Origin of the sequence: Micromonospora sp. C28SCA-DRY-2 (assembly GCF_030519475.1) — a bacterium.
In the GTDB taxonomy this organism is placed as follows: domain Bacteria; phylum Actinomycetota; class Actinomycetes; order Mycobacteriales; family Micromonosporaceae; genus Micromonospora.
Window position 1 is genome coordinate 375145 of record NZ_JAUMKD010000001.1, and the last position, 18065, is coordinate 393209.

Genomic DNA, 18065 nt, shown 5'->3' on the forward strand with positions numbered 1-18065 from the left:
ACAGTTACCGTTCGCGGGGAACGGTAACTGTCCAAGATCTCGACGGAGCGATGGTCAGGCCAGGGTGCAGGGGGCGCCGTTGAGGGTGAAGGCGGTGGGTTTCGGGTTGCCGCCGGTGTGGGTGCCGTTGAAGCCGAAGCTGGTGGACGCCCCCGGCGCCAGCACGCCGTTGTAGGAGACGTTCGTCGCGGTCACCGCCGTCCCGGTCTGGCTGTACGTCGCCGACCAGCCCTGCCCGACCCGCTGCCCGGTGCTCGGGAAGGTGAAGGCGAGGCTCCACCCGTTCAGGGCGGTGGTGCCGGTGTTCGTGATGCTGATGTTGGCGGTGAACCCGGTGCTCCAGTCGCTCGTGACGTACCCGACCCGGCAGCCGGCGGTCGGCGTCGGGGTGACCGGCGTGGTCACCTCCAGCACCGGGGAGGCGGCGGAGCGGTTGCCGGCGCCGTCGCGGGCCCGCACCGAGAACCGGTACGTCCGCTCCGGCGTCAGGCCGGTCACCGCGAGGGAGTTGGTGGTGGCGTTCAGCAGGACCAGCGCGTCGCTGCCGACCTGCTCCTGGGTGACCTCGTAGCCGGCCAGCCCGCTGCCGCCGGCGTCGGTGGCGGCGGGCCAGGTCAGGGTGAGGCCGGTCGGCGTCACCGCCGAGGCGACCGGGGTGCCGGGCACGGTCGGCGCGGTGGTGTCCGGCGTGGCGGGGCCGGGCTCCTCACCCCAGACCCGGGCGCTGCCGGAGTAGAGCGGCACCTTCCGGTTCGGGCCGGCGGCGGCCTGGTACGACGGGTCGTTGCTCGGGTCCCAGGTGCCGCCCTCCGGCACGCCGACCTTGAACTGCACCTCCATCCGGTGCTGCGACTGGCCGGCCGGCGCGATGGTGTGCCCGGTGCAGTCCACCTCGACGTACCAGATGTCGCCGGAGTGCTGCCGGGCGGTGGTCGGCGCCGGGCAGCCCTGGGTGTAGCCGGGGGTGACCTGCACCGGGCCGGGGCCGTCCGGGCGGAAGTAGTACCGGAACCGGCCGTCGGTGAGCGCCCGGGCCGGGAAGCCGGACCGGTTGTAGACGATCGCCTTCAGCCCGGTGGCCCGCGGCTCGGCCTGCATCACCGTGGTCTCCACGGTGAGTTCGTCCAGGTCCGGCGTCTCCGGGGTGGGGAAGTTCGCCAGCGGGGTGCCGCCGTACTCCTGGGCGAGCCGGGCCAGCGCCGAGGTGAAGCCGGCGTTGTAGTCGGTGGCCACCTCGTTCATCACGTAGTCGGAGCGGTTGTCGGTGTAGGCGTCGTTGGCCGCGGAGGGGCCGCCGACCAGCGCGCCGTAGAGGGTGTGCCGGGTCTCGGTGGGCACTGTCTGGCTGTCCCACCAGGAGCCGTGCGCGGTGCGGTGGTGCGGGTTGCGCGGCGGGTTGGCCCCGAAGCCGATCACGTAGCTGGAGTTGCGCGGGTTGTCGCCGAGCGCGTAGTTGATCTGCCGGACGGCGAAGTCCTTGTAGCGGGCCTTGCGGGTGGCGTCGGTGGTCTTGTCGCTGTAGACGAGGGCGGCGAAGGAGGTGTTCGCGGCGTAGCGCAGCGCGCCCCAGGAGTCGAGCACCGCCATCCCGCCGGGCGAGTACGGCACCCGCTGCCCGTTGACGCCCACGGTCCAGTAGTCCAGCCACCGGTTGGCGTCGTCGACGTACTTCTGCTTCCCGGTCAGGTTGGCCAGCAGCACGTACGCGCCGAACTGCTTGTTGTCCCAGGCGATGGTCCACTTGTAGGACCGGGTGGTGGTCTGGTTCTCGGTGCCGAGCCGGTCGTACTCGCTCTCCGCCTTGGCCAGGTAGGCGGCCTCGCCGGTGGCCCGGTGCAGCCAGATCGCGGCCCAGACCAGCTCGTCCTGCCAGCCGCTCCAGGAGCGGTAGAAGTTCGTCGCGTCGGTGATGCACTCGTGGTAGCTCTTCCGCACCGTGTCGGCGAAGGTGTAGAGCTGCCGGGCGTGGCCGAGCAGCGTGTCGGCGTAGGCGGGGTCGGTGGGGCGGAACACCATCGAGGAGGCGGCCATCGCGGCGGCCGTCTCGCCGGCCAGGTCCGCGCCGCCACAGCTGGCATCGATCTTGTACGCGGGTCGCGCCATCGGCAGCACCTCGGCCGGTCCCCACCACTTGTGGTCGTCGTCGCCCTTGCCGACCTGTCCGTAGAGGACGTTCGGCGCCGGGTGCGCCCTGACGAAGTAGTCGTTGACGAAGCGCAGGTTGTTGAGCAGGTGCGGCAGTTGACCGGTGGCGGCGTAGCCGGCCCGGTACTCCACCGCGCCCCAGGCGAGCATGGTGGCGCTGAACGCCATCGGGAAGCCGAACTTCACGTGGTCGCCGGCGTCGTACCAGCCGCCGGTGAGGTCGAGGCCCGCGTCGGCGCCGTCGGTCAGCGCCGAGTCGCCGCGCCAGGAGACCCGGTTCCAGTCCGGCAGCCGACCGGACTGCTGCGCCTCGTAGAAGAGGAGCGACTTCTGCAACGCCTCCGCGTAGTTGAAAGCGGGCGCGGCGGAGGCGGGCGCGGCCGGTACGCCGACCGCGAGGGCGAGCCCGGTGGCGAGGGCGGCGCAGGCGGCCAGCAGGCGGCGCGGCCAGGGTTGGTCGGCCGGTCCGGGCCGTCTCGGGTGGGACATGGCGTGCTCCTGTCGGTGGCGCCGCCGGGCGGGACGTCGTCGGGTCCGACGTGGGCTGCGGGCGGCGGTGGTGGGGGGTGGGCCACGGGTCCGGGAGCGCTCCCATGGACAATCAGCAATGTAATCTCGCCCGTGCCGGTTTGGGAAGACCGGCCCGCACCGACGCGCGCCCGCACCGGCCGGAGCGGGCCGCAGCGTCACATCGCGCTTTTCCGTTACAGCGACACGCCTGCGGAGAGTAGCGGATTTGCCCGAACGGGTCGCTTCCGTCGGCACGTCCGCGCAGGTCAGACCGATCACCTGATGTCGACGGCCGTCACCGTCCGTGCGATCATGTGCTGTCCCCTCGATCCACTCCGGAGGAATCCTCATGCCACAGCGTCGGCGCGTGGCGCGCGCGGCCGTCTCCACGGCCGCCGCCACGGCCCTTCTCGCCATCGCTACCCCCGCCTGGGCGTCCAGCACCACCATCCCGCTGCACGAGCCGCACAAGGGCTCGACGGCGGCGAAGTTCCAGCAGGAGTGCGGAGACGAGAAGTTCGACAACCTGCCGGACGGCTACGACGGCTGGCACTTCGTGCTGCCCACCGGGGGCGCCGACTTCGAGAGCCTCACGCTGACCTTCTCGAACGGCACCGGCACGGTGACGGTGAAGGTGCCCGACCCCACGGACCCCTACACCGACTTCCTCGACTCGACCGGCGGCAAGAACCCGCAGGTCAAGCACGCCTACGTCTTCACCCCGGCCGGGTGGACGCTGGTCGACGGCAGCGCCACGGTCGACGGCGACGCCGACCGGTTCAACCTGAGCCACACCTGCGCCGGCACCCCGGTCACGCCGACCCCGTCGACGCCGACCACCCCGACGACCCCGACGACCCCGGCCACGCCGACCACGCCCGCGACGCCCACCACGCCGGCCTCGCCGTCCGGGTCGGTCACGCCGTCCACGTCGGTCACCCCGTCGGACTCGGCCACGCCGTCGACCTCGGTCACGCCGTCGGAGAGCACCGGCGCCGGGGGCGGCGGCGGCGACAACGGCGGCGGCCTGCCGCTGACCGGTGTCGCGACCACCAGCATCGCGCTGGGCGGCCTGGCCCTGATCGGCGCCGGCACCCTGCTGGTGCTGCGCCGCCGCCGGGACAACGTCACCTTCACCAGCTGATCTGACGCAGCACACCGAACGGCCGCCGGACACCCGTCCGGCGGCCGTTCGCATGTCCGCCTCGCACCGCCGGCCGCGGCGCACTCGGCGGCGCGGCCGTCGCCGTCGCCCGGCCGATCCGGCCGCCGTCCATCCGGTCCGGAATTGATCCGCCTCGGGCCGAGATCCGTACCGACGGGTAACCCGGTCGACGGCGCCCGGAGATAGCTCACATTATCGATAAGTCTGGATGCGCTGACCGCGTACGCCCAGGTCAGGCCAATCGGGACCGGCCGCGACCTGCGGTCGGGGCCGGCGCGGCGCGGGCGTCGCGTTCCGGCATACGAACGTACTGTTGCCCGGCCGCCGCGCGGCGCGCGACAGTACGCGACACCAAGCGGTGCCATCGACGCCGCCGCTCTCCGGACGACCCTGAGGAGATCGCGATGGCTCTACGACTCGCCGACGGCACCGCCTGGTCGGACACCCTGGCCCGCGCGGTGGCCGCCGCCCCGGAGGCGTTCGGCGCGCCGGCCGACGGCGTCATCACCCTGCACAACCTCGTGGAGGGCGACTGGCGCGCGGTCGGGGCGCCCACCCCGGTCCGCACCCCGGTGGACAACACCGTCCTGGTCAACCTGCCCCGGTTGGACGCGGAGACCGCCCGGGCCGCCGTGGCGCACGCCGCCGCCGCGCACCGCGGCTGGGCCGCGACCCCGCTGGCCGACCGGAAGGCCCGGGTCACCGACGCGCTCGACGCGCTCACCGCGCACCGCGACCTGCTCGCCCTGCTGCTGGTCTGGGAGATCGGCAAGCCGTGGCGGTTGGCCTGCGCCGACGTGGACCGCGCGCTGGACGGCGTGCGCTGGTACGTCGACGAGATCGACCGGATGCTCGCCGACGGCCGGGAGCCGCTGCCCGGCCCGGTCAGCAACATCGCGTCCTGGAACTACCCGATGAGCGTGCTGGTGCACGCGGAGCTGGTGCAGCTGCTGGCCGGCAACGCGGTCATCGCCAAGACGCCGTCGCAGGGCGGCGCGGTCTGCCTCACCGTGGCGCACGCGCTGATGCGCCGGGCCGGGCTGCCCGCCACGCTCGTCTCCGGCAGCGGCGAGGAGCTCTCCGAGGTGCTGGTCCGGGCGCCGGAGATCGGCGCGGTGGCGTTCGTCGGCGGCCGGTCCAACGGCGGCAAGGTGGCCGCCGCGCTGCTCGACTCCGACAAGCGGCACTTCATCGAGCAGGAGGGGCTCAACGCCTGGGGCGTCTGGAACTTCTCCCAGTGGGACCTGCTCGCCGGGCACCTGAAGAAGGGCTTCGAGTACGGCAAGCAGCGCTGCACCGCGTACCCCCGGTTCGTGGTCCAGCGGGACCTGGTCGACGAGTTCCTCGACATGTACCTGCCGGTGGTGCGCTCGGTCCGGTTCGGGCATCCACTCGCGGTGGACGAGACCTGGCGGGCCGGCGACCCGCTGCCGGAGCTGGACTTCGGCCCGCTGATCAGCGCCGCCAAGGCCGACGAGCTGCGCCGCAAGGTCGACGAGGCGGTACGCGGCGGCGCGGTGCCGCTGCACCGGGGCAAGCTGGACGGCGCGCCGTTCCTGGACGGGCAGGACACCTCCGCGTACGTGGCGCCGGCGGTGCTGCTCGCCCCGCCCGGCCGGTCCCGGCTGATGCACGCCGAGCCGTTCGGGCCGGTCGACACCATCGTCGTGGTGGACACCACCGACGAGCTGCTGGCCCAGATGAACGCCTCCAACGGCGCGCTGGTCGCCTCGCTCGCCTGCGACGACGAGGAGTTGGCCGGCAAGCTCGCGGTGGACCTCCAGGCGTTCAAGGTGGGCATCAACAAGCCCCGCTCCCGGGGCGACCGGGACGAGCCGTTCGGCGGCCGGGGCGCCTCCTGGAAGGGCGCCTTCGTCGGCGGCGACCTCCTGGTCCAGGCCGTCACCCAGGGCGGCGACACCCGCCTCTACGGCAACTTCCCCGACTACAGCAGCTACCCGCCACCTGACCCCACCCCCCCCCGCCCCCCTCCCCACCCCCTCCCATCCCGCGATCTTGCACTTTCCCGGCCCGTGAAACGCGGCATGTGCCCGGTTCGCCGGGGCCGAAGTGCAAGATCGCGCGGGGCGGTCAGCGGGGGCCCAGGCGGGGGTGGGGTGGGGGTGGGGGTGGGGGTGGGGGGTGGTGAGAGGACGGTGAGGGTGAGGCAGAGCGCCGTCGCGGTCGGTGCCAAGTCCGGGCGGTGCAGGCGGCGGAGGGTGCGCAGCATCGGGGCGTTCTCCGCCTGCACGTGCAGCACCAGCGCCGCGTAGCCGGCCCGCTCGGCGTGCCCGACCAGCCGCCGCAGCAGCGCCGAGCCGAGCCCGCGACGCTGCCAGTCGTCGCGCACCAGCAAGGCCACCTCGGCCTCGTCGCCCTCGGCGAGCAGGTTCGCCATCGCCACCACCGGCTCCCCCGCGCCGGGGCGGGCGGGCGCGGTGGCGAGCAGGGTCAGCCCGCGCGCCGGTTCCAGCAGCCGGCGCAGCCGGGCCGGCGACGGGGCCGCCGCCCCACCCAGGTAGCGCCGGTACCGGCTGCGCGCCGAGCACGCCTCGTGCAACTCGACCACGCCGGCCAGGTCGTCCGCGCCGGCCGGGCGTACGCCCACCTCGGCGCCGTCCGGCAGCACCAGGGTGACCTGCTCGGCGGCCCGGCGCGCGACGGTCGCGGCCAGCTCGAGCAGGGCCTGCGCCCGGGCGTACTCGGCCGGGGTGAAGTCCGGGGCGGCCCGGCGCAGCTCGAACGACCCGCCGCCCGAGTCGGCCAGCAGCATGGTGCGTGCGGTGATGCCGCTGCGGACGCCGGCCGGCGCCGGCCGCCAGCTGACCGTGTCCGCGCCGAGCAGCGAGCGCAGCGCCTCGCCGGTGGCGTCCGGGTCGCGCACCAGGCGGTTGGCCAGCCCGAGCACCCGGGTCGGCTGGTCGGCCAGGCCACGCGCCTCGCTGCGGGCGACCCAGCAGTCCCGGCCCCGTCCCCGCTCGACGGCGGCCACGAGGTCGGCCTCGCCGAGTGAGTCCGGCGCGTCGACCAGGAAGTCGTCGACCGCGCCCCGCTCGGTGGTGTGCACCTGCACGGTGAGGATGTTGACCCCGCGCAACGCGAGGCTGGCCGTGAGCACCGACAGGTAGCCCGGCCGGTCGTCCACGGTGGCTCGGATCCGCCACAACGTCATGGGTGCCTCCCTTCCCCGGGTACGACCCTCGCGGGTGGCTGTTGCCGGCCGGTTGCCCCGGGGTGACGGCCGCGGAACCGGGTACGCGACCTGCGCCACACCCGGCCCCGGCGGCCCGGGTCAGGGGCCGGCGACCACCGGCGGCACGCCGACCAGGTCCAGCCGGTCGCCGAGGATCACCGCGGCGGCCCGGACCAGCTGCGCCAACCGGTCCACCTCGGTGCCGTGGAACGCCGGCGCGGCCAGCGGGTCGGTGCGTTCCCGGGCCACCACCAGCACCAGCCCGGCCCGGCCGAACGGGGCGACCGCGAAGTGACCGCCGTCGGGTGCGCTGACCGCCCGGGCGCGCAGCGGGGTCACCTCGGGCAGCCGCGGCGGGACCGGCGCCCGCCAACTGGCGTGCCCGACGGTCGGCTCCCCGCCGCCGGCGCGGGTGGCCCAGTCCAGCGGCACCACCGCGGCGACCGCCCAGTCGGCGGCGAGCAGCCCGGGCACCGCGTCGACCAGGGTGGCCACCCCGTCGGCCGGGTTCGCCGCCACCTGGGCCAGCAGCTCGGCGTCCTGGCCGGTGGTGGTGGGCGCGCCGATCGCCCGCCACACGCCGTCCACCCGTACCCCGGGGATCGCGGCCAGGCCGGCCAGCAGCCGCTCCACCCGGGCCGCCCCCGGCCAGACCACCGTGAAGTCGTCCACCGCCCGCCCGCCGAGCCGTTCCAGCACCACCACCTGGACGATGTCCGCGCCGGAGACGCCCATGGTGCGGGCCACCTGGCCGAGCGTGCCCGGACGGTCCGGCAGCGTGACCCGAACTCGCAGCAACATCTGGGTACCCCTCCGCTCGCGGGGCCGGCGGCGCGGCCGGCAGGCTGGGCACCAGCCTGGCCGGTGCCCATTTCGTCCCTGTTGCCGCGGCATGTCCCGGGGGCAAAATCCCACCTTGACAACCCGGTCGGGCTGCCATCAACTAGTCGGATGACCGATCCGGCCGTCGACGCGCTCCGGCCGGGGACCGCCCCGGCCACCCCGCCGGAGCGGGGTTCCACCCCCACCTCGTCCCCCGCCGGCCTGGACCTCGACCGGCTCGCCGGCTACCTCGCCGAGCACCGGCCGGAGCTGGCCACCGGCCCGCTGCGGGCCCGGCTGATCGCCGGCGGCAAGTCCAACCTGACCTACCTGCTGCGCGCCGGGGAGCGCGAGGTCGTGCTGCGCCGCCCGCCGCTCGGGCACGTGCTGGCCACCGCGCACGACATGGGCCGCGAGTTCCGGGTGATCTCCGCGCTCGCCCCCACCGACGTGCCGGTGCCCGCGGCCCTGCTGCACTGCCCGGATCCGGACGTCATCGGCGCGCCGTTCTACCTGATGGAACGGGTGCCCGGCGAGGTGTTCCGCACCCGCGCCCAGACCGACCCGCTCACCTCCGACCAGCGGCGGGAGCTGGCGATGGCGATGATGGACACCCTCGCCGCGCTGCACGCCGTCGAGCCCGCCTCGGTCGGGCTGGCCGACTTCGGCCGGCCGGACGGCTACCTCGCCCGGCAGGTGCGCCGCTGGGCCGGGCAGCTGGAACGCTCCCGCAGCCGGCCGTTGCCGGGCATCGAGGAGCTGCGCGACCTGCTCGCCGCCACCGCTCCCGAGGGCGCCAACGCGGGCCGGATCGTGCACGGCGACTACCGGCTGGACAACCTCCTCGCCACCGTCGACCCGGTGGCCGTCCGGGCGGTGCTGGACTGGGAGATGGCCACCCTCGGCGACCCGCTGGCCGACCTCGGGCTGCTGCTGACCTACTGGGACGTGCTCGGCGGCAGCGAGACGGCGGCCGGCAACCCGGTTGCCGACGGGCTCGGCCCGCGCGCCGGCTTCCCCACCGGCGACGAGCTGATCGAGCGCTACGCCGGCCGCGGCGACGTCGACGTCGGCCCGCTGCACTGGCACGTCGCGCTCGGTTGCTTCAAGCTCGCGGTGATCTGCGAGGGCATCCACTACCGGCACACGCTGGGGCAGACCCTCGGCGAGGGCTTCGACCGGATCGGCGAGATGGTGGCACCGCTGGTCGCGCACGGGCTGACCGCCGCCAGGGAGCGCTGATGGACTTCGCGTACGACGCCCGCACCGAACAGCTGCGCGGCGAGCTGACCGCGTTCCTGACCGAGCACGTCTACCCGGCCGAGCCGGTGCACGCCGAGCAGGTGGCCGCCGCCGGCGACCCGTGGGCCCGGCCACCGGTGATGGCCGAGCTGAAGGCCGAGGCGCGCAAGCGCGGCCTGTGGAACCTCTTCCTGCCCGACCCGCGCTACGGCGCCGGGCTGACCAACCTCCAGTACGCCCCGCTCGCCGAGCTGACCGGGCGCAGCCCGCACCTGGCGCCGGAGGCGGTCAACTGCGCCGCGCCGGACACCGGCAACATGGAGCTGCTCGCCGAGTTCGGCTCGGAGGCGCAGCGCAAGCGCTGGCTGGAGCCGCTGCTCGAGGGCGAGATCCGGTCGGCGTTCTGCATGACCGAGCCGGAGGTGGCCTCCTCCGACGCCACCAACATCGCCACCCGGATCACCCGCGACGGCGACCACTACGTGATCAACGGTCGCAAGTGGTGGTCGTCCGGGGCGATGGACCCGCGCTGCGAGGTCTTCATCGTGATGGGCAAGACCGACCCGGGCGCGGACCGCCACCGGCAGCAGAGCATGGTGCTGGTCCCCCGGGACACCCCGGGGGTCACGGTCCGCCGGGGCATGACCGTCTTCGGCTACAGCGACGCCCCGCACGGCGGGCACGCCGAGATCGACTTCGTCGACGTACGGGTGCCGGCGGAGAACCTGATCGGGGCGGAGGGGGCCGGGTTCGCCATCGCCCAGGCCCGGCTCGGCCCCGGCCGCATCCACCACTGCATGCGGCTGGTCGGGATGGCCGAACGGGCCCTGGAACTGCTCTGCCGGCGGGCCGGCGAGCGGGTCGCGTTCGGCCGGCCGCTGGCCGAGCAGGGCGTGGTGCGGGAGTGGATCGCCGAGTCCCGGGTGCGCATCGAGCAGGCCCGGCTGCTGGTGCTCAAGACCGCCTGGCTGATGGACACGGTCGGCAACAAGGGCGCGCACACCGAGATCCAGGCCATCAAGATCGCCACGCCGGCGATGGCCGAGTGGGTGATCGACAAGGCGATCCAGGCGCACGGCGGCGCCGGCGTCAGCCAGGACACCCCGCTGGCCGCGCTCTGGGCCCAGGCCCGCACGCTGCGCCTCGCCGACGGCCCCGACGAGGTCCACCGCGCCTCCCTGGCCCGCCGCGAACTCCGCCGCCACACCCCACCCCCCGCCTAACCCCCTCCCCGGCCCTCAAGCCGGTGATCATGAAGGTGTTGCGCCCGACACCGGCGTGTCACGCCAACAACTTCATGGTCACCGGGGAGCAGGGTGGAGGGTCAGGCGGAGGCGCGTTCGACGAGTTGGGTGTCGAGGAGGATGTGGGGGGCGGGGATCTCGTCGCCGCGGATCCGGGCGACCAGCAGCTGGGCCATCTGCCGGCCCATCTCCTCCACCGGCTGGAAGACCGTGGTCAGCGGCGGGTCGGCCTGCCGGGCCACCGGCGCGTCGTCGAAGCCCACCACCGCCACGTCCTCGGGCACCCGCCGGCCCGCCTCGCGCAGCGTCCGCAGCGCGCCGAACGCCATCAGGTCGGAGGCGACGAAGACCGCGTCCAGCTCGGGGCAGACCTCCAGCAGCCGCCGCATGCCGGCCGCCCCGCTCTCCTCGCTGAAGTCCCCGTACGCCACCAGGTCCGGGTTGACCCCGCCCCCGGCGGCCCGGACCGCCTCCGTGTAGCCGGTCAACCGGGCCAGGCCGGCGCCCATGTCCTGTGGGCCGGCGATGGTGGCGATCCGCCGCCGCCCCCGGCCGGCGAGGTACTCCACGGCCCGGCGGGCGCCGCCGACGTTGTCCACGTCGACGTACCAGGCGGGCTGGGCGCCCGGTTGCAGCATCCGGGCCGGGCGGCCGCCCAGCACGGTGGGCAGGTCGCGCTCCTCCAGCAGGGTGGGCAACGGGTCGGCGTCGTGCAGCGACAGCAGCAGCACCCCGTCGACGTGCTGGTTGGTCAGGTGGTGCTCGACCCGCTCCCGCTCCACCGGGGACTGCGCCATGGCCAGCCAGAGCTGCATCGGCGTCTCCAGCAGCGCGGAGCTGATGCCACGGACGATGCCGGCGAAGAACGGCTCGGTGAAGACCCGGTCACCGGATTCGGAGACCACCAGCGCGACCGAGTCGGTGCGCTGGGTGACCAGGGCGCGGGCGGCCCGGTTCGGCACGTACCCCAGCTCGGCGATGGCCTGCTGCACCGCGGCCCGGGCCTCCGGGCTGACCTGGGGCGAGCCGTTGACCACGCGGGACACCGTCCCGCGGCCGACGCCGGCGCGGGCGGCGACGGCGTCGAGGGTCGGGCGGCCGAGCGACCGGGTGCGCTGCGTTGTCATGGTCTGCTCCTCCGACGTCGGGCGGACCCGGCGCACCTCGCGGGAGGTGGCGCCGGGACCGCCCGGTGCTGGCTGGTCCTCGCTATTGTGCGGCCAGACCGTTGCGTCGGATCACCTCGGCGTACCACCTGGCGCTGGACTTGGGGATGCGGGCCTGGCTGTCGTAGTCGACGTAGATCATGCCGAACCGCTTGGTGTAGCCCCAGGCCCACTCGAAATTATCCATCAGCGACCAGGCGAAGTAGCCGCGCAGGGGCACCCCGGCGCTGATCGCCTCGTGCGCGGCGCGCAGGTGGGCGTCGAAGTAGGCGAGCCGCTCGGTGTCGTCGACCCGCCCGTCGACCACCGCGTCGACGAACGCCGAGCCGTTCTCGGTGACGTAGAGCGGCAGGTCGGTGTACTCCTCGTGCACCCGGCGCAGCGTCTCCACCAGGCCTGGCGCGTCGATCTCCCAGTCCATGTCGGTCACCGGCACACCCCGGGTGACGAACCGGACGTCCTCGCTCCCCGGCCAGCAGGACGGCGACCGCCAGTACTTCTCCGGCGCCACCCCGTCGACCGGCGCGGCCACCACGTGCCGGCTGTAGTAGTTGACCCCGACCAGGTCGAGCGGGCTGGAGATCACCGCCAGGTCGCCGTCGCGCAGGTGCCCGAAGTCGGTGACCGTGGACAGGTCGGCGAGGAGGTCGGCCGGGTACGACCCGCGCAGCAGCGGGTCCAGGAAGAACCGGTTGGCCAACCCGTCGATCCGCCGCGCGGCGTCGGCGTCGGCGGGCGAGTCGCTGGCCGGGGTGACCGGGTAGAGGTTGACGGTCACCCCCACCTCGGCCGACGGCCGGGCCGCGCGCAGCGCCTGCACGGCGAGGCCGTGGCCGAGCATCAGGTGGTGCCCGGCCCGGACCGCGTCCGCCCCGTTGGAGCGGCCCGGGGCGTGCACGCCGGAGCCGTAGCCGAGGAACGCCGAGCACCACGGCTCGTTCAGCGTGGTCCAGTAGCGCACCCGGTCGCCGAGGGCGTCGGCGACCAGCCGGGTGTAGTCGGCGAACCGGCCCGCGGTGTCCCGGGCCGGCCAGCCGCCGGCGTCCTCCAGCGGCTGCGGCAGGTCCCAGTGGTAGAGGGTGAGCCACGGCTCGATGCCGTGCGCCAGCAGCCGGTCGACCAGCCGCTGGTAGAAGTCCAGCCCCTCGGCGTTGGCCGGGCCGGACCCGCCGGGCTGCACCCGCGACCAGGAGACCGAGAACCGGTACGACTTCAGCCCCAGCTCGGCCATCAGCGCGATGTCGGCGTCGAGCCGATGGTAGTGGTCGCAGGCCACGTCACCGGTGTGCCCGGCGACCACCCGCCCCGGCGTGTGGCTGAAGGTGTCCCAAATCGACGGGGTCCGGCCGCCCTCGGCCGCCGCGCCCTCGATCTGGTACGCCGCGGTGGCGGCGCCCCAGAGGAAGCCGGGCGGGAAGGTCAGCGGCGGGCGCTCGTCGAGCACGCCGAGGGCGGGTGGGGTGGCGGGGTTGCTCACGACTTGACGGCGCCTTCCATGATGCCGCCGATGATCTGGCGGCCGAAGATGATGAACACGATCAGCAGCGGCAGGGTAGCCAGCGCGGTGCCGGCGAACAGGGCCACGTAGTCCGTCTGGTACGGCCCGGACGAGAGGATCTTCAGGGAGTACTGCACCGTCGGGGTGTCCGGGGTGAGCACGATGAACGGCCAGAGGAACTCGTTCCAGGTCTGCATGAAGGTCAGCAGTCCGAGCACCGCCGCCGCCGGCCGCAGCCCGGGCAGCACCACGTTCCAGTAGATCCGCCAGGTGGAACAGCCGTCGAGCCGGGCCGCCTCGATCAACTCGTCGCTGATCGCGGACATCGCGTACTGGCGCATCATGAACACCCCGAAGCCCTGCACCAGGAACGGCACGATGACCGCCTGCAGGGTGCCGGTCCACTCCAGCTCGACCATCATCATGTAGAGCGGGATGACGCCGAGCTGGGTCGGCACCATCATGGTCAGGATGATGACCAGCAGCAGCGCGTTGCTGCCCCGGAACTTGAGCTTGGCGAAGGCGAAGCCCGCCAGGCTGGAGAAGAAGATCACCGAGATGGTGACCACGCTCGACACCACCGCCGAGTTGACCAGACCGTAGACGAACGCGGCGTCCTCGTTGGCCAGCATCCGGTCGATGTTGGTGAACAGCTGGTCACCCGGGACCGGCGGCATCTCGTAGACCGCGCTGTTGTCCCGCGAGGCGATGATGAACGACCAGATGATCGGGAAGACCGAGAGCACCGAGCCCATGATCAGCGCGAGGTAGGTCAGCGGGCTGGCCTGCCAGAGCTGAGCGCCGGGCACCCGGCCGCGCCGGCGGCGCGGCGGGGCCGGTGTGGGCGGGGCCACCGACCGGGGAAGGGTCTGCGCGGTGGTCACTTCTTCTCCCCCTTCACCGAACGGCGTACCAGCGCGAAGTTGATCAGCGCGAAGATGATGATCATCATGAAGAGCAGCCAGGACATCGCCGAGCCGTACCCGTACTCGGCGTTGCCGGTGAAGGTCTGCTCGTAGATGTACATGGCCAGGGTCTGGAACTGGTGGTCGGCGCCACCGCGGACCAGACCGAACCCGTACATCAGGGGCTCGGTGAAGATCTGGAAGCCACCGATGGTGGAGATGACGACCGTGAAGAGGATCGTCGGCCGGATCAGCGGCACGGTGATCGTCCAGAACTGCCGCCAGGCCGAGGCGCCGTCCAGCGCGGCCGACTCGTACAGGTCCTTCGGGATGGCCTGCATGGCGCCGAGGTAGATCAGCGCGTTGTAGCCGGTCCACCGCCAGTCGACCATGAACGAGATCGCGAACCAGGAGGCGTAGCGGTTGTCCCGCCAGGCGATCGGGTCGAAGCCCACGGTGCCGAGCAGCCAGTTGATCAGGCCGTACCGGTCGGCGAAGATCAGCGCGAAGATGATCCCGACCGCCGCCACCGAGGTGATGTTGGGGATGAGGATGCCCATCCGCAGCACGGTGCGGGCCCGCATCTGCCGGTTCAGCAGGTTGGCGAGGAGCAACGCCACGACGAGCTGCGGCACGGTGCTGAGGACGAAGATGCCGACGGTGTTGTAGGCCGCGTTCCAGAACTGGGCGTCCGCCATCAGGACGCGGTAGTTCTCCAGTCCCGCGAACTCCTTGGTGCCGCTGAGCAGCTCGTAGTCGAAGAGCGAGACGTAGACGGTGTAGAGGACCGGGAAGAGGCCGAAGACCCCGAAGAGGACGAAGAACGGAGCGATGTAGAGGTACGGGGAGTACTTGATGTCCCACCGGCCGAATCGGTACGACGGGCGCCGGTGTTGCGGGACGGACGAGGGCGGGGAGGCGGCAGCCGATGGCGGCACCGCGCCGACGGTGGAACTCATTGCGGGGTCCTTCCGGAAGATGGGCTTGGTGACCTCGGCGCAGGTCGCCGTTCGGCGTCCAGGGTCGGCGCCCACACCCGGGCTGCGTGGAAAGCGCCGCCGGTCCGCGGGCTCCTGAGGCCCGCGGACCGGGCAGGTCACCGGCGACTCAGCTGGCCGCCTTCTTGGCCTCGTCCATCGCCTTCTTCCAGGCGGCGTCCGAACTGAGCCGGCCGCGCTCGGCCGCCTGCATCTGCGGCTCGACGATGGTCTCCCAGATCTGCTGGTGCTTGGCGCCGAGGAAGACCGGCTTCATGTTCTTGACGCTCTCCCCGAAGATCTTGCCGGTGGGCGCGCCGCTGAAGTACTCGCTGGTCTTGTCCTTGAACGCCGGGTCCTCGAGGCCGGCGATGTCCGACGGCATGGCGCCCGCCTCCTTGAACGCGGCCAGGTGCCCCTCCTTGCTGGTCAGGTACTTGGCCAGCAGGTACGCCTCCTTCGGGTGCTTGGTCTGGGCCGGAACGGCCAGGTACGAGCCGCCCCAGTTGCCACCCCCGCCGGGGATCCGGGCGATGTCCCACTTGCCGGCGTTCGCCGGGCCGGAGCGCTGGGCGATGACGCCCTCGGTCATCCAGGCCGGGCAGGGCAGGGTGGCGAAGGCCGAGTTCTTGAAGGCGGCGTCCCAGTCGGCGCTCCACCGCTGTGCCTTGGCGGTGAGGCCGTCGGCGGCCATCTGCAGACCCATGTCCCAGGTCTGCTTGACCACCGGGTTGGTGTCACCGATGAACTTGTTGTCCTTGTCGAAGAAGAACGTCTCGGAGTTCTGCATGACGTGCGGCTGCATCAGGCTGGTGGCGCTGTCCAGCCAGGCCGCCTTGACCTTGCCGCTGGCCTTGAACTCCTTGCCCAGCGCGATGTAGTCCTGCCAGGTGCTCATCCGCTGGGAGACCTCTTCGCGGTCGGTGGGCAGGCCCGCCTGCTGGAAGAGGTCCTTGCGGTAGCACATGGCCAGACCGCCGACGTCGGTGCCGAGCCCGATCAGCTTCTTGCCGTCCGGCGTCAGGGCGTTGTTCCACTTCCACTCCGGGAAGTTGGCCTTCAGCTCACCGGCGCCCAGGTCGAGCAGGTTGGTGAACTTGTCGTGGTTCTGGACGTACCCGAGCAGGACGCCCTCCTCCAGACCGACCACGTCGCCGGCCCCGCTGCCCGCGGCGAGCCACTGCACCAGCTTCGGCTGGAAGTCGCGCAGCTCGCCCATCTTCTGGTGCTCGACCTTGATGTTCGGGTTGGCCGCCTCGAAGTCCTTGATGGCCTGGTCGTAGCCGAAGTTCTGGAAGGTCTGCAGGACCAGCTTGACCTGCCCGCCCTCGCCGCTTGCCTCGTCGTCGTTCTTCTTGCTGCACGCCGTGCCGCCAAGGGCCACGCCCACGGCGAGCGCGGCGACCGCGACAGTGCGGAACCGGCGCCCGATGACGCTCATCCCTGACCCCTCTCAGGTGGTGCTTCGTGTGGTGGTTGCGGATGCCTGACGCTGCTTCGTCGGTGGTGGCTTCCGGAGGTGTTCCAGGCTCGTGTGAGGTCCGCCCGCCGCCGAGCCGGGCGACGAGCGGGTACGCCCCGTCGGGAGCGCTCCCATGAGATTGCTGGGGTGTGTCGAGGGTGTCAATAGGTCGATGGGAGCGTTCCCAGATCGTTACCGCGTCGGATGCCGCGGGCCCGACCGGCGGGAGAGCAGGAGGGGCCGCGGCTCAGCGGAAGCGGGGCGGCAGGTGGCCGGCGTCAGCAGAAGCGGCGCAGCAGGGTGTCGGCCCGACCCGGGTCGAAGGCGGCCGGGTCGAAGCGCTCGCCCACCCACTCCCGCATCGACCGGTGCTCGGGGTGGCGCGGGTCGGCCAGCGCGGCCAGCAGGGCGTGGTAGCCGACCGGGCCGCCGATGTCCTCCGGCGGGCAGGCCCGCGCGCCGTCCAGGCAGGACGGATAGCGCAGCTCCGGGTCGGCGGTCACCGCGTCCTCCACCACCAGGTCGTGTTCCCACCAGTCACCGAAGTCGTAGGTGTAGTGGAACCGGCTGCCCTTGCCCACCACCGCGTCGAGGCGGACGTCCAGCTCGTCGGTGAGGGCCAGCTCGCCGTCCGGGTCGGGCTCACCGTACTGGCGGCCGTCGATCTCGAAGGAGTGCAGGTGGCAGTCGCGCCAACCCATCCCGTGCTGCACCACCCGGTGCAACCGGTCGAGGGTGTAACCACCGGGGACCAGCACCCGGCGCCAGACCGTCGGCCGGACCCCGGCCAGGGAAATCTTCAGCTGGAAGATCTGACGCGGCATGCTGTTCCATCCTCCCTCGGCTTAGGCTTGCCAGCATGATCTGCCGAGCGTGCCGGGCGAGGCGGCACGACGACTGTCCGGGCCGGAACTGGTGCGACTGCCAGCACCGTACCCCCCGGCCGACCCCTCCGGTCACCGGTCCGGCCAGCGAATGAGCGTCGGAATCCCGATTTCCCGGCTCTGGCCCGCACCGCATCCGCAGCCCCTCGACGACGACGCGCTGATCGCGCTCTACGCCCGGAGCGACCGCCCCCGCCTGCGGGTGAACTTCGTGACCAGCGTCGACGGCGCGGTCAGCGTGGACGGCTACTCCGCCGGGCTCTCCGGCGAGCCGGACAAGCGGGTCTTCGGGCTGCTGCGGATGCTCTGCGACGCGCTCGTGGTGGCCGCCGGCACGCTGCGCCACGAGGGCTACCGGGCGGTCCGGCTCAGTCCGCGGCGGCGGGCCTGGCGGCGCGCGCACGGGCTGGCCGAGTACCCGACGCTGGTGGTGGTCTCCGGCGCGCTCGACCTCGACCCGGCGCAGGCCGCGTTCGCCGACGCCCCGGTCCGCCCGGTGGTGCTCACCCACGCCGGGGCCACCGCGCCGCCCGGGCTGACCGAGGTCGCCGACGTGGTGCGCTGCGGCACGGACAGCCTCGACCTCGCCGCCGGGCTGGCCGAGCTGCGCCGCCGCGGCCACGGCCAGCTGCTCTGCGAGGGCGGGCCGAAGCTGTTCGGGGCGCTCACCGCGGCCGGCCTGGTGGACGAGGTCTGCCTCACGGTCGCCCCGCTGCTCGCCGGGCCCGGCCCCGGCCGGATCACCGCCGGCGACCCGAGCCCGGTGCGGCAGCTGCCGCTGCGGCACGTGCTCGCCGCCGAGGACGGGGTGCTGCTGCTGCGCTACGCCCGGGACTGACGCCGTCGGGCCCG

General features: G+C 73.0%; 13 protein-coding genes and 1 pseudogene. 5 read left to right on the plus strand and 9 right to left on the minus strand.

Features of this window, described 5'->3' with window-relative positions; translation table 11 throughout:
• Positions 1 to 54: 54 nt before the first annotated feature.
• Positions 55 to 2634, minus strand: coding sequence for a glycoside hydrolase family 9 protein (locus tag Q3W71_RS01715; protein ID WP_302917499.1), 2580 nt, complete (start codon positions 2632 to 2634; stop codon positions 55 to 57).
• 388 nt (positions 2635 to 3022) lie between these two features.
• Here Q3W71_RS01715 and Q3W71_RS01720 point away from each other — a divergent pair, with 388 nt between their 5' ends.
• Both Q3W71_RS01720 and Q3W71_RS01725 read left to right on the plus strand, forming a co-directional pair.
• The gene (locus tag Q3W71_RS01720) at positions 3023 to 3799 is read left to right on the plus strand and encodes an LPXTG cell wall anchor domain-containing protein (RefSeq protein ID WP_302917500.1); all 777 of its coding nucleotides are present in this window, start codon (positions 3023 to 3025) and stop codon (positions 3797 to 3799) included.
• Between the two features lie 425 nt (positions 3800 to 4224).
• Positions 4225 to 5784: pseudogene (locus Q3W71_RS01725) on the plus strand (aldehyde dehydrogenase family protein); the annotation flags it as partial.
• Here the strand turns inward: Q3W71_RS01725 and Q3W71_RS01730 are convergent.
• Both Q3W71_RS01730 and Q3W71_RS01735 read right to left on the minus strand, forming a co-directional pair.
• Positions 5775 to 6992, minus strand: a complete 1218-nt coding sequence (locus Q3W71_RS01730; protein ID WP_302917501.1) for a GNAT family N-acetyltransferase — start codon at positions 6990 to 6992, stop codon at positions 5775 to 5777. The pseudogene Q3W71_RS01725 and the gene Q3W71_RS01730 sit on opposite strands and share 10 nt — an antisense overlap.
• Positions 6993 to 7112: 120 nt before the next feature.
• Positions 7113 to 7814 carry an amino acid-binding protein gene (locus tag Q3W71_RS01735; RefSeq protein WP_302917502.1) on the minus strand — a complete coding sequence of 234 codons (702 nt, stop codon included), beginning with the start codon at positions 7812 to 7814 and terminating at the stop codon, positions 7113 to 7115.
• Positions 7815 to 7964: 150 nt separating this feature from the next.
• On the opposite strand from Q3W71_RS01735, the gene Q3W71_RS01740 reads away from it, so the two are divergent.
• Together Q3W71_RS01740 and Q3W71_RS01745 are read left to right on the plus strand one after the other, a co-directional pair.
• On the plus strand, positions 7965 to 9077 hold the full coding sequence (locus tag Q3W71_RS01740; RefSeq protein ID WP_302917503.1) for a phosphotransferase family protein: 1113 nt from the start codon (positions 7965 to 7967) through the stop codon (positions 9075 to 9077).
• Positions 9077 to 10300 carry an acyl-CoA dehydrogenase family protein gene (locus Q3W71_RS01745; protein WP_302917504.1) on the plus strand — a complete coding sequence of 408 codons (1224 nt, stop codon included), beginning with the start codon at positions 9077 to 9079 and terminating at the stop codon, positions 10298 to 10300. Before Q3W71_RS01740 ends, Q3W71_RS01745 begins: the two co-directional genes overlap by 1 nt.
• A 101-nt stretch (positions 10301 to 10401) precedes the next feature.
• Here Q3W71_RS01745 and Q3W71_RS01750 read toward each other — a convergent pair whose 3' ends face one another.
• The 6 genes from Q3W71_RS01750 to Q3W71_RS01775 all read right to left on the minus strand — a co-directional run bounded on the left by Q3W71_RS01750 (position 10402) and on the right by Q3W71_RS01775 (position 17153).
• A complete protein-coding gene (locus Q3W71_RS01750; RefSeq protein ID WP_302917505.1) occupies positions 10402 to 11448 on the minus strand; it encodes a LacI family DNA-binding transcriptional regulator in 1047 nt (348 codons plus the stop codon).
• 82 nt (positions 11449 to 11530) lie between these two features.
• Complete coding sequence (locus tag Q3W71_RS01755) at positions 11531 to 12964, minus strand: GH1 family beta-glucosidase (protein WP_302917506.1); 1434 nt, start codon at positions 12962 to 12964, stop codon at positions 11531 to 11533.
• Positions 12961 to 13740 (minus strand): carbohydrate ABC transporter permease, encoded by a 780-nt coding sequence (locus Q3W71_RS01760; RefSeq protein WP_302918696.1) that lies wholly within the window; start codon positions 13738 to 13740, stop codon positions 12961 to 12963. Before Q3W71_RS01760 ends, Q3W71_RS01755 begins: the two co-directional genes overlap by 4 nt.
• 125 nt (positions 13741 to 13865) lie before the next feature.
• The gene (locus Q3W71_RS01765; RefSeq protein ID WP_302917507.1) at positions 13866 to 14849 is read right to left on the minus strand and encodes a carbohydrate ABC transporter permease; all 984 of its coding nucleotides are present in this window, start codon (positions 14847 to 14849) and stop codon (positions 13866 to 13868) included.
• Between the two features lie 148 nt (positions 14850 to 14997).
• Positions 14998 to 16308 carry an extracellular solute-binding protein gene (locus Q3W71_RS01770; RefSeq protein ID WP_302917508.1) on the minus strand — a complete coding sequence of 437 codons (1311 nt, stop codon included), beginning with the start codon at positions 16306 to 16308 and terminating at the stop codon, positions 14998 to 15000.
• A gap of 299 nt (positions 16309 to 16607) precedes the next feature.
• A complete protein-coding gene (locus Q3W71_RS01775) occupies positions 16608 to 17153 on the minus strand; it encodes a plasmid pRiA4b ORF-3 family protein (protein WP_302917509.1) in 546 nt (181 codons plus the stop codon).
• Between the two features lie 151 nt (positions 17154 to 17304).
• Between Q3W71_RS01775 and Q3W71_RS01780 the strand changes: the two genes are divergently transcribed.
• Positions 17305 to 18051 carry a pyrimidine reductase family protein gene (locus Q3W71_RS01780; protein WP_302917510.1) on the plus strand — a complete coding sequence of 249 codons (747 nt, stop codon included), beginning with the start codon at positions 17305 to 17307 and terminating at the stop codon, positions 18049 to 18051.
• The last annotated feature ends 14 nt before the right edge of the window (positions 18052 to 18065 follow it).

Bases quoted from the DNA above. Each gene is read 5' to 3' on its own strand.
- Q3W71_RS01715 (WP_302917499.1), bottom strand. From the start codon at position 2,634: ATGTCCCACCCGAGACGGCCCGGACCGGCCGACCAACCCTGGCCGCGC.
- Q3W71_RS01730 (WP_302917501.1), bottom strand. From the start codon at position 6,992: ATGACGTTGTGGCGGATCCGAGCCACCGTGGACGACCGGCCGGGCTAC.
- Q3W71_RS01735 (WP_302917502.1), bottom strand. From the start codon at position 7,814: ATGTTGCTGCGAGTTCGGGTCACGCTGCCGGACCGTCCGGGCACGCTC.
- Q3W71_RS01740 (WP_302917503.1), top strand. From the start codon at position 7,965: ATGACCGATCCGGCCGTCGACGCGCTCCGGCCGGGGACCGCCCCGGCC.
- Q3W71_RS01745 (WP_302917504.1), top strand. From the start codon at position 9,077: ATGGACTTCGCGTACGACGCCCGCACCGAACAGCTGCGCGGCGAGCTG.
- Q3W71_RS01750 (WP_302917505.1), bottom strand. From the start codon at position 11,448: ATGACAACGCAGCGCACCCGGTCGCTCGGCCGCCCGACCCTCGACGCC.
- Q3W71_RS01760 (WP_302918696.1), bottom strand. From the start codon at position 13,740: ATGGGCTCGGTGCTCTCGGTCTTCCCGATCATCTGGTCGTTCATCATC.
- Q3W71_RS01765 (WP_302917507.1), bottom strand. From the start codon at position 14,849: ATGAGTTCCACCGTCGGCGCGGTGCCGCCATCGGCTGCCGCCTCCCCG.
- Q3W71_RS01770 (WP_302917508.1), bottom strand. From the start codon at position 16,308: ATGAGCGTCATCGGGCGCCGGTTCCGCACTGTCGCGGTCGCCGCGCTC.
- Q3W71_RS01775 (WP_302917509.1), bottom strand. From the start codon at position 17,153: ATGCCGCGTCAGATCTTCCAGCTGAAGATTTCCCTGGCCGGGGTCCGG.
- Q3W71_RS01780 (WP_302917510.1), top strand. From the start codon at position 17,305: ATGAGCGTCGGAATCCCGATTTCCCGGCTCTGGCCCGCACCGCATCCG.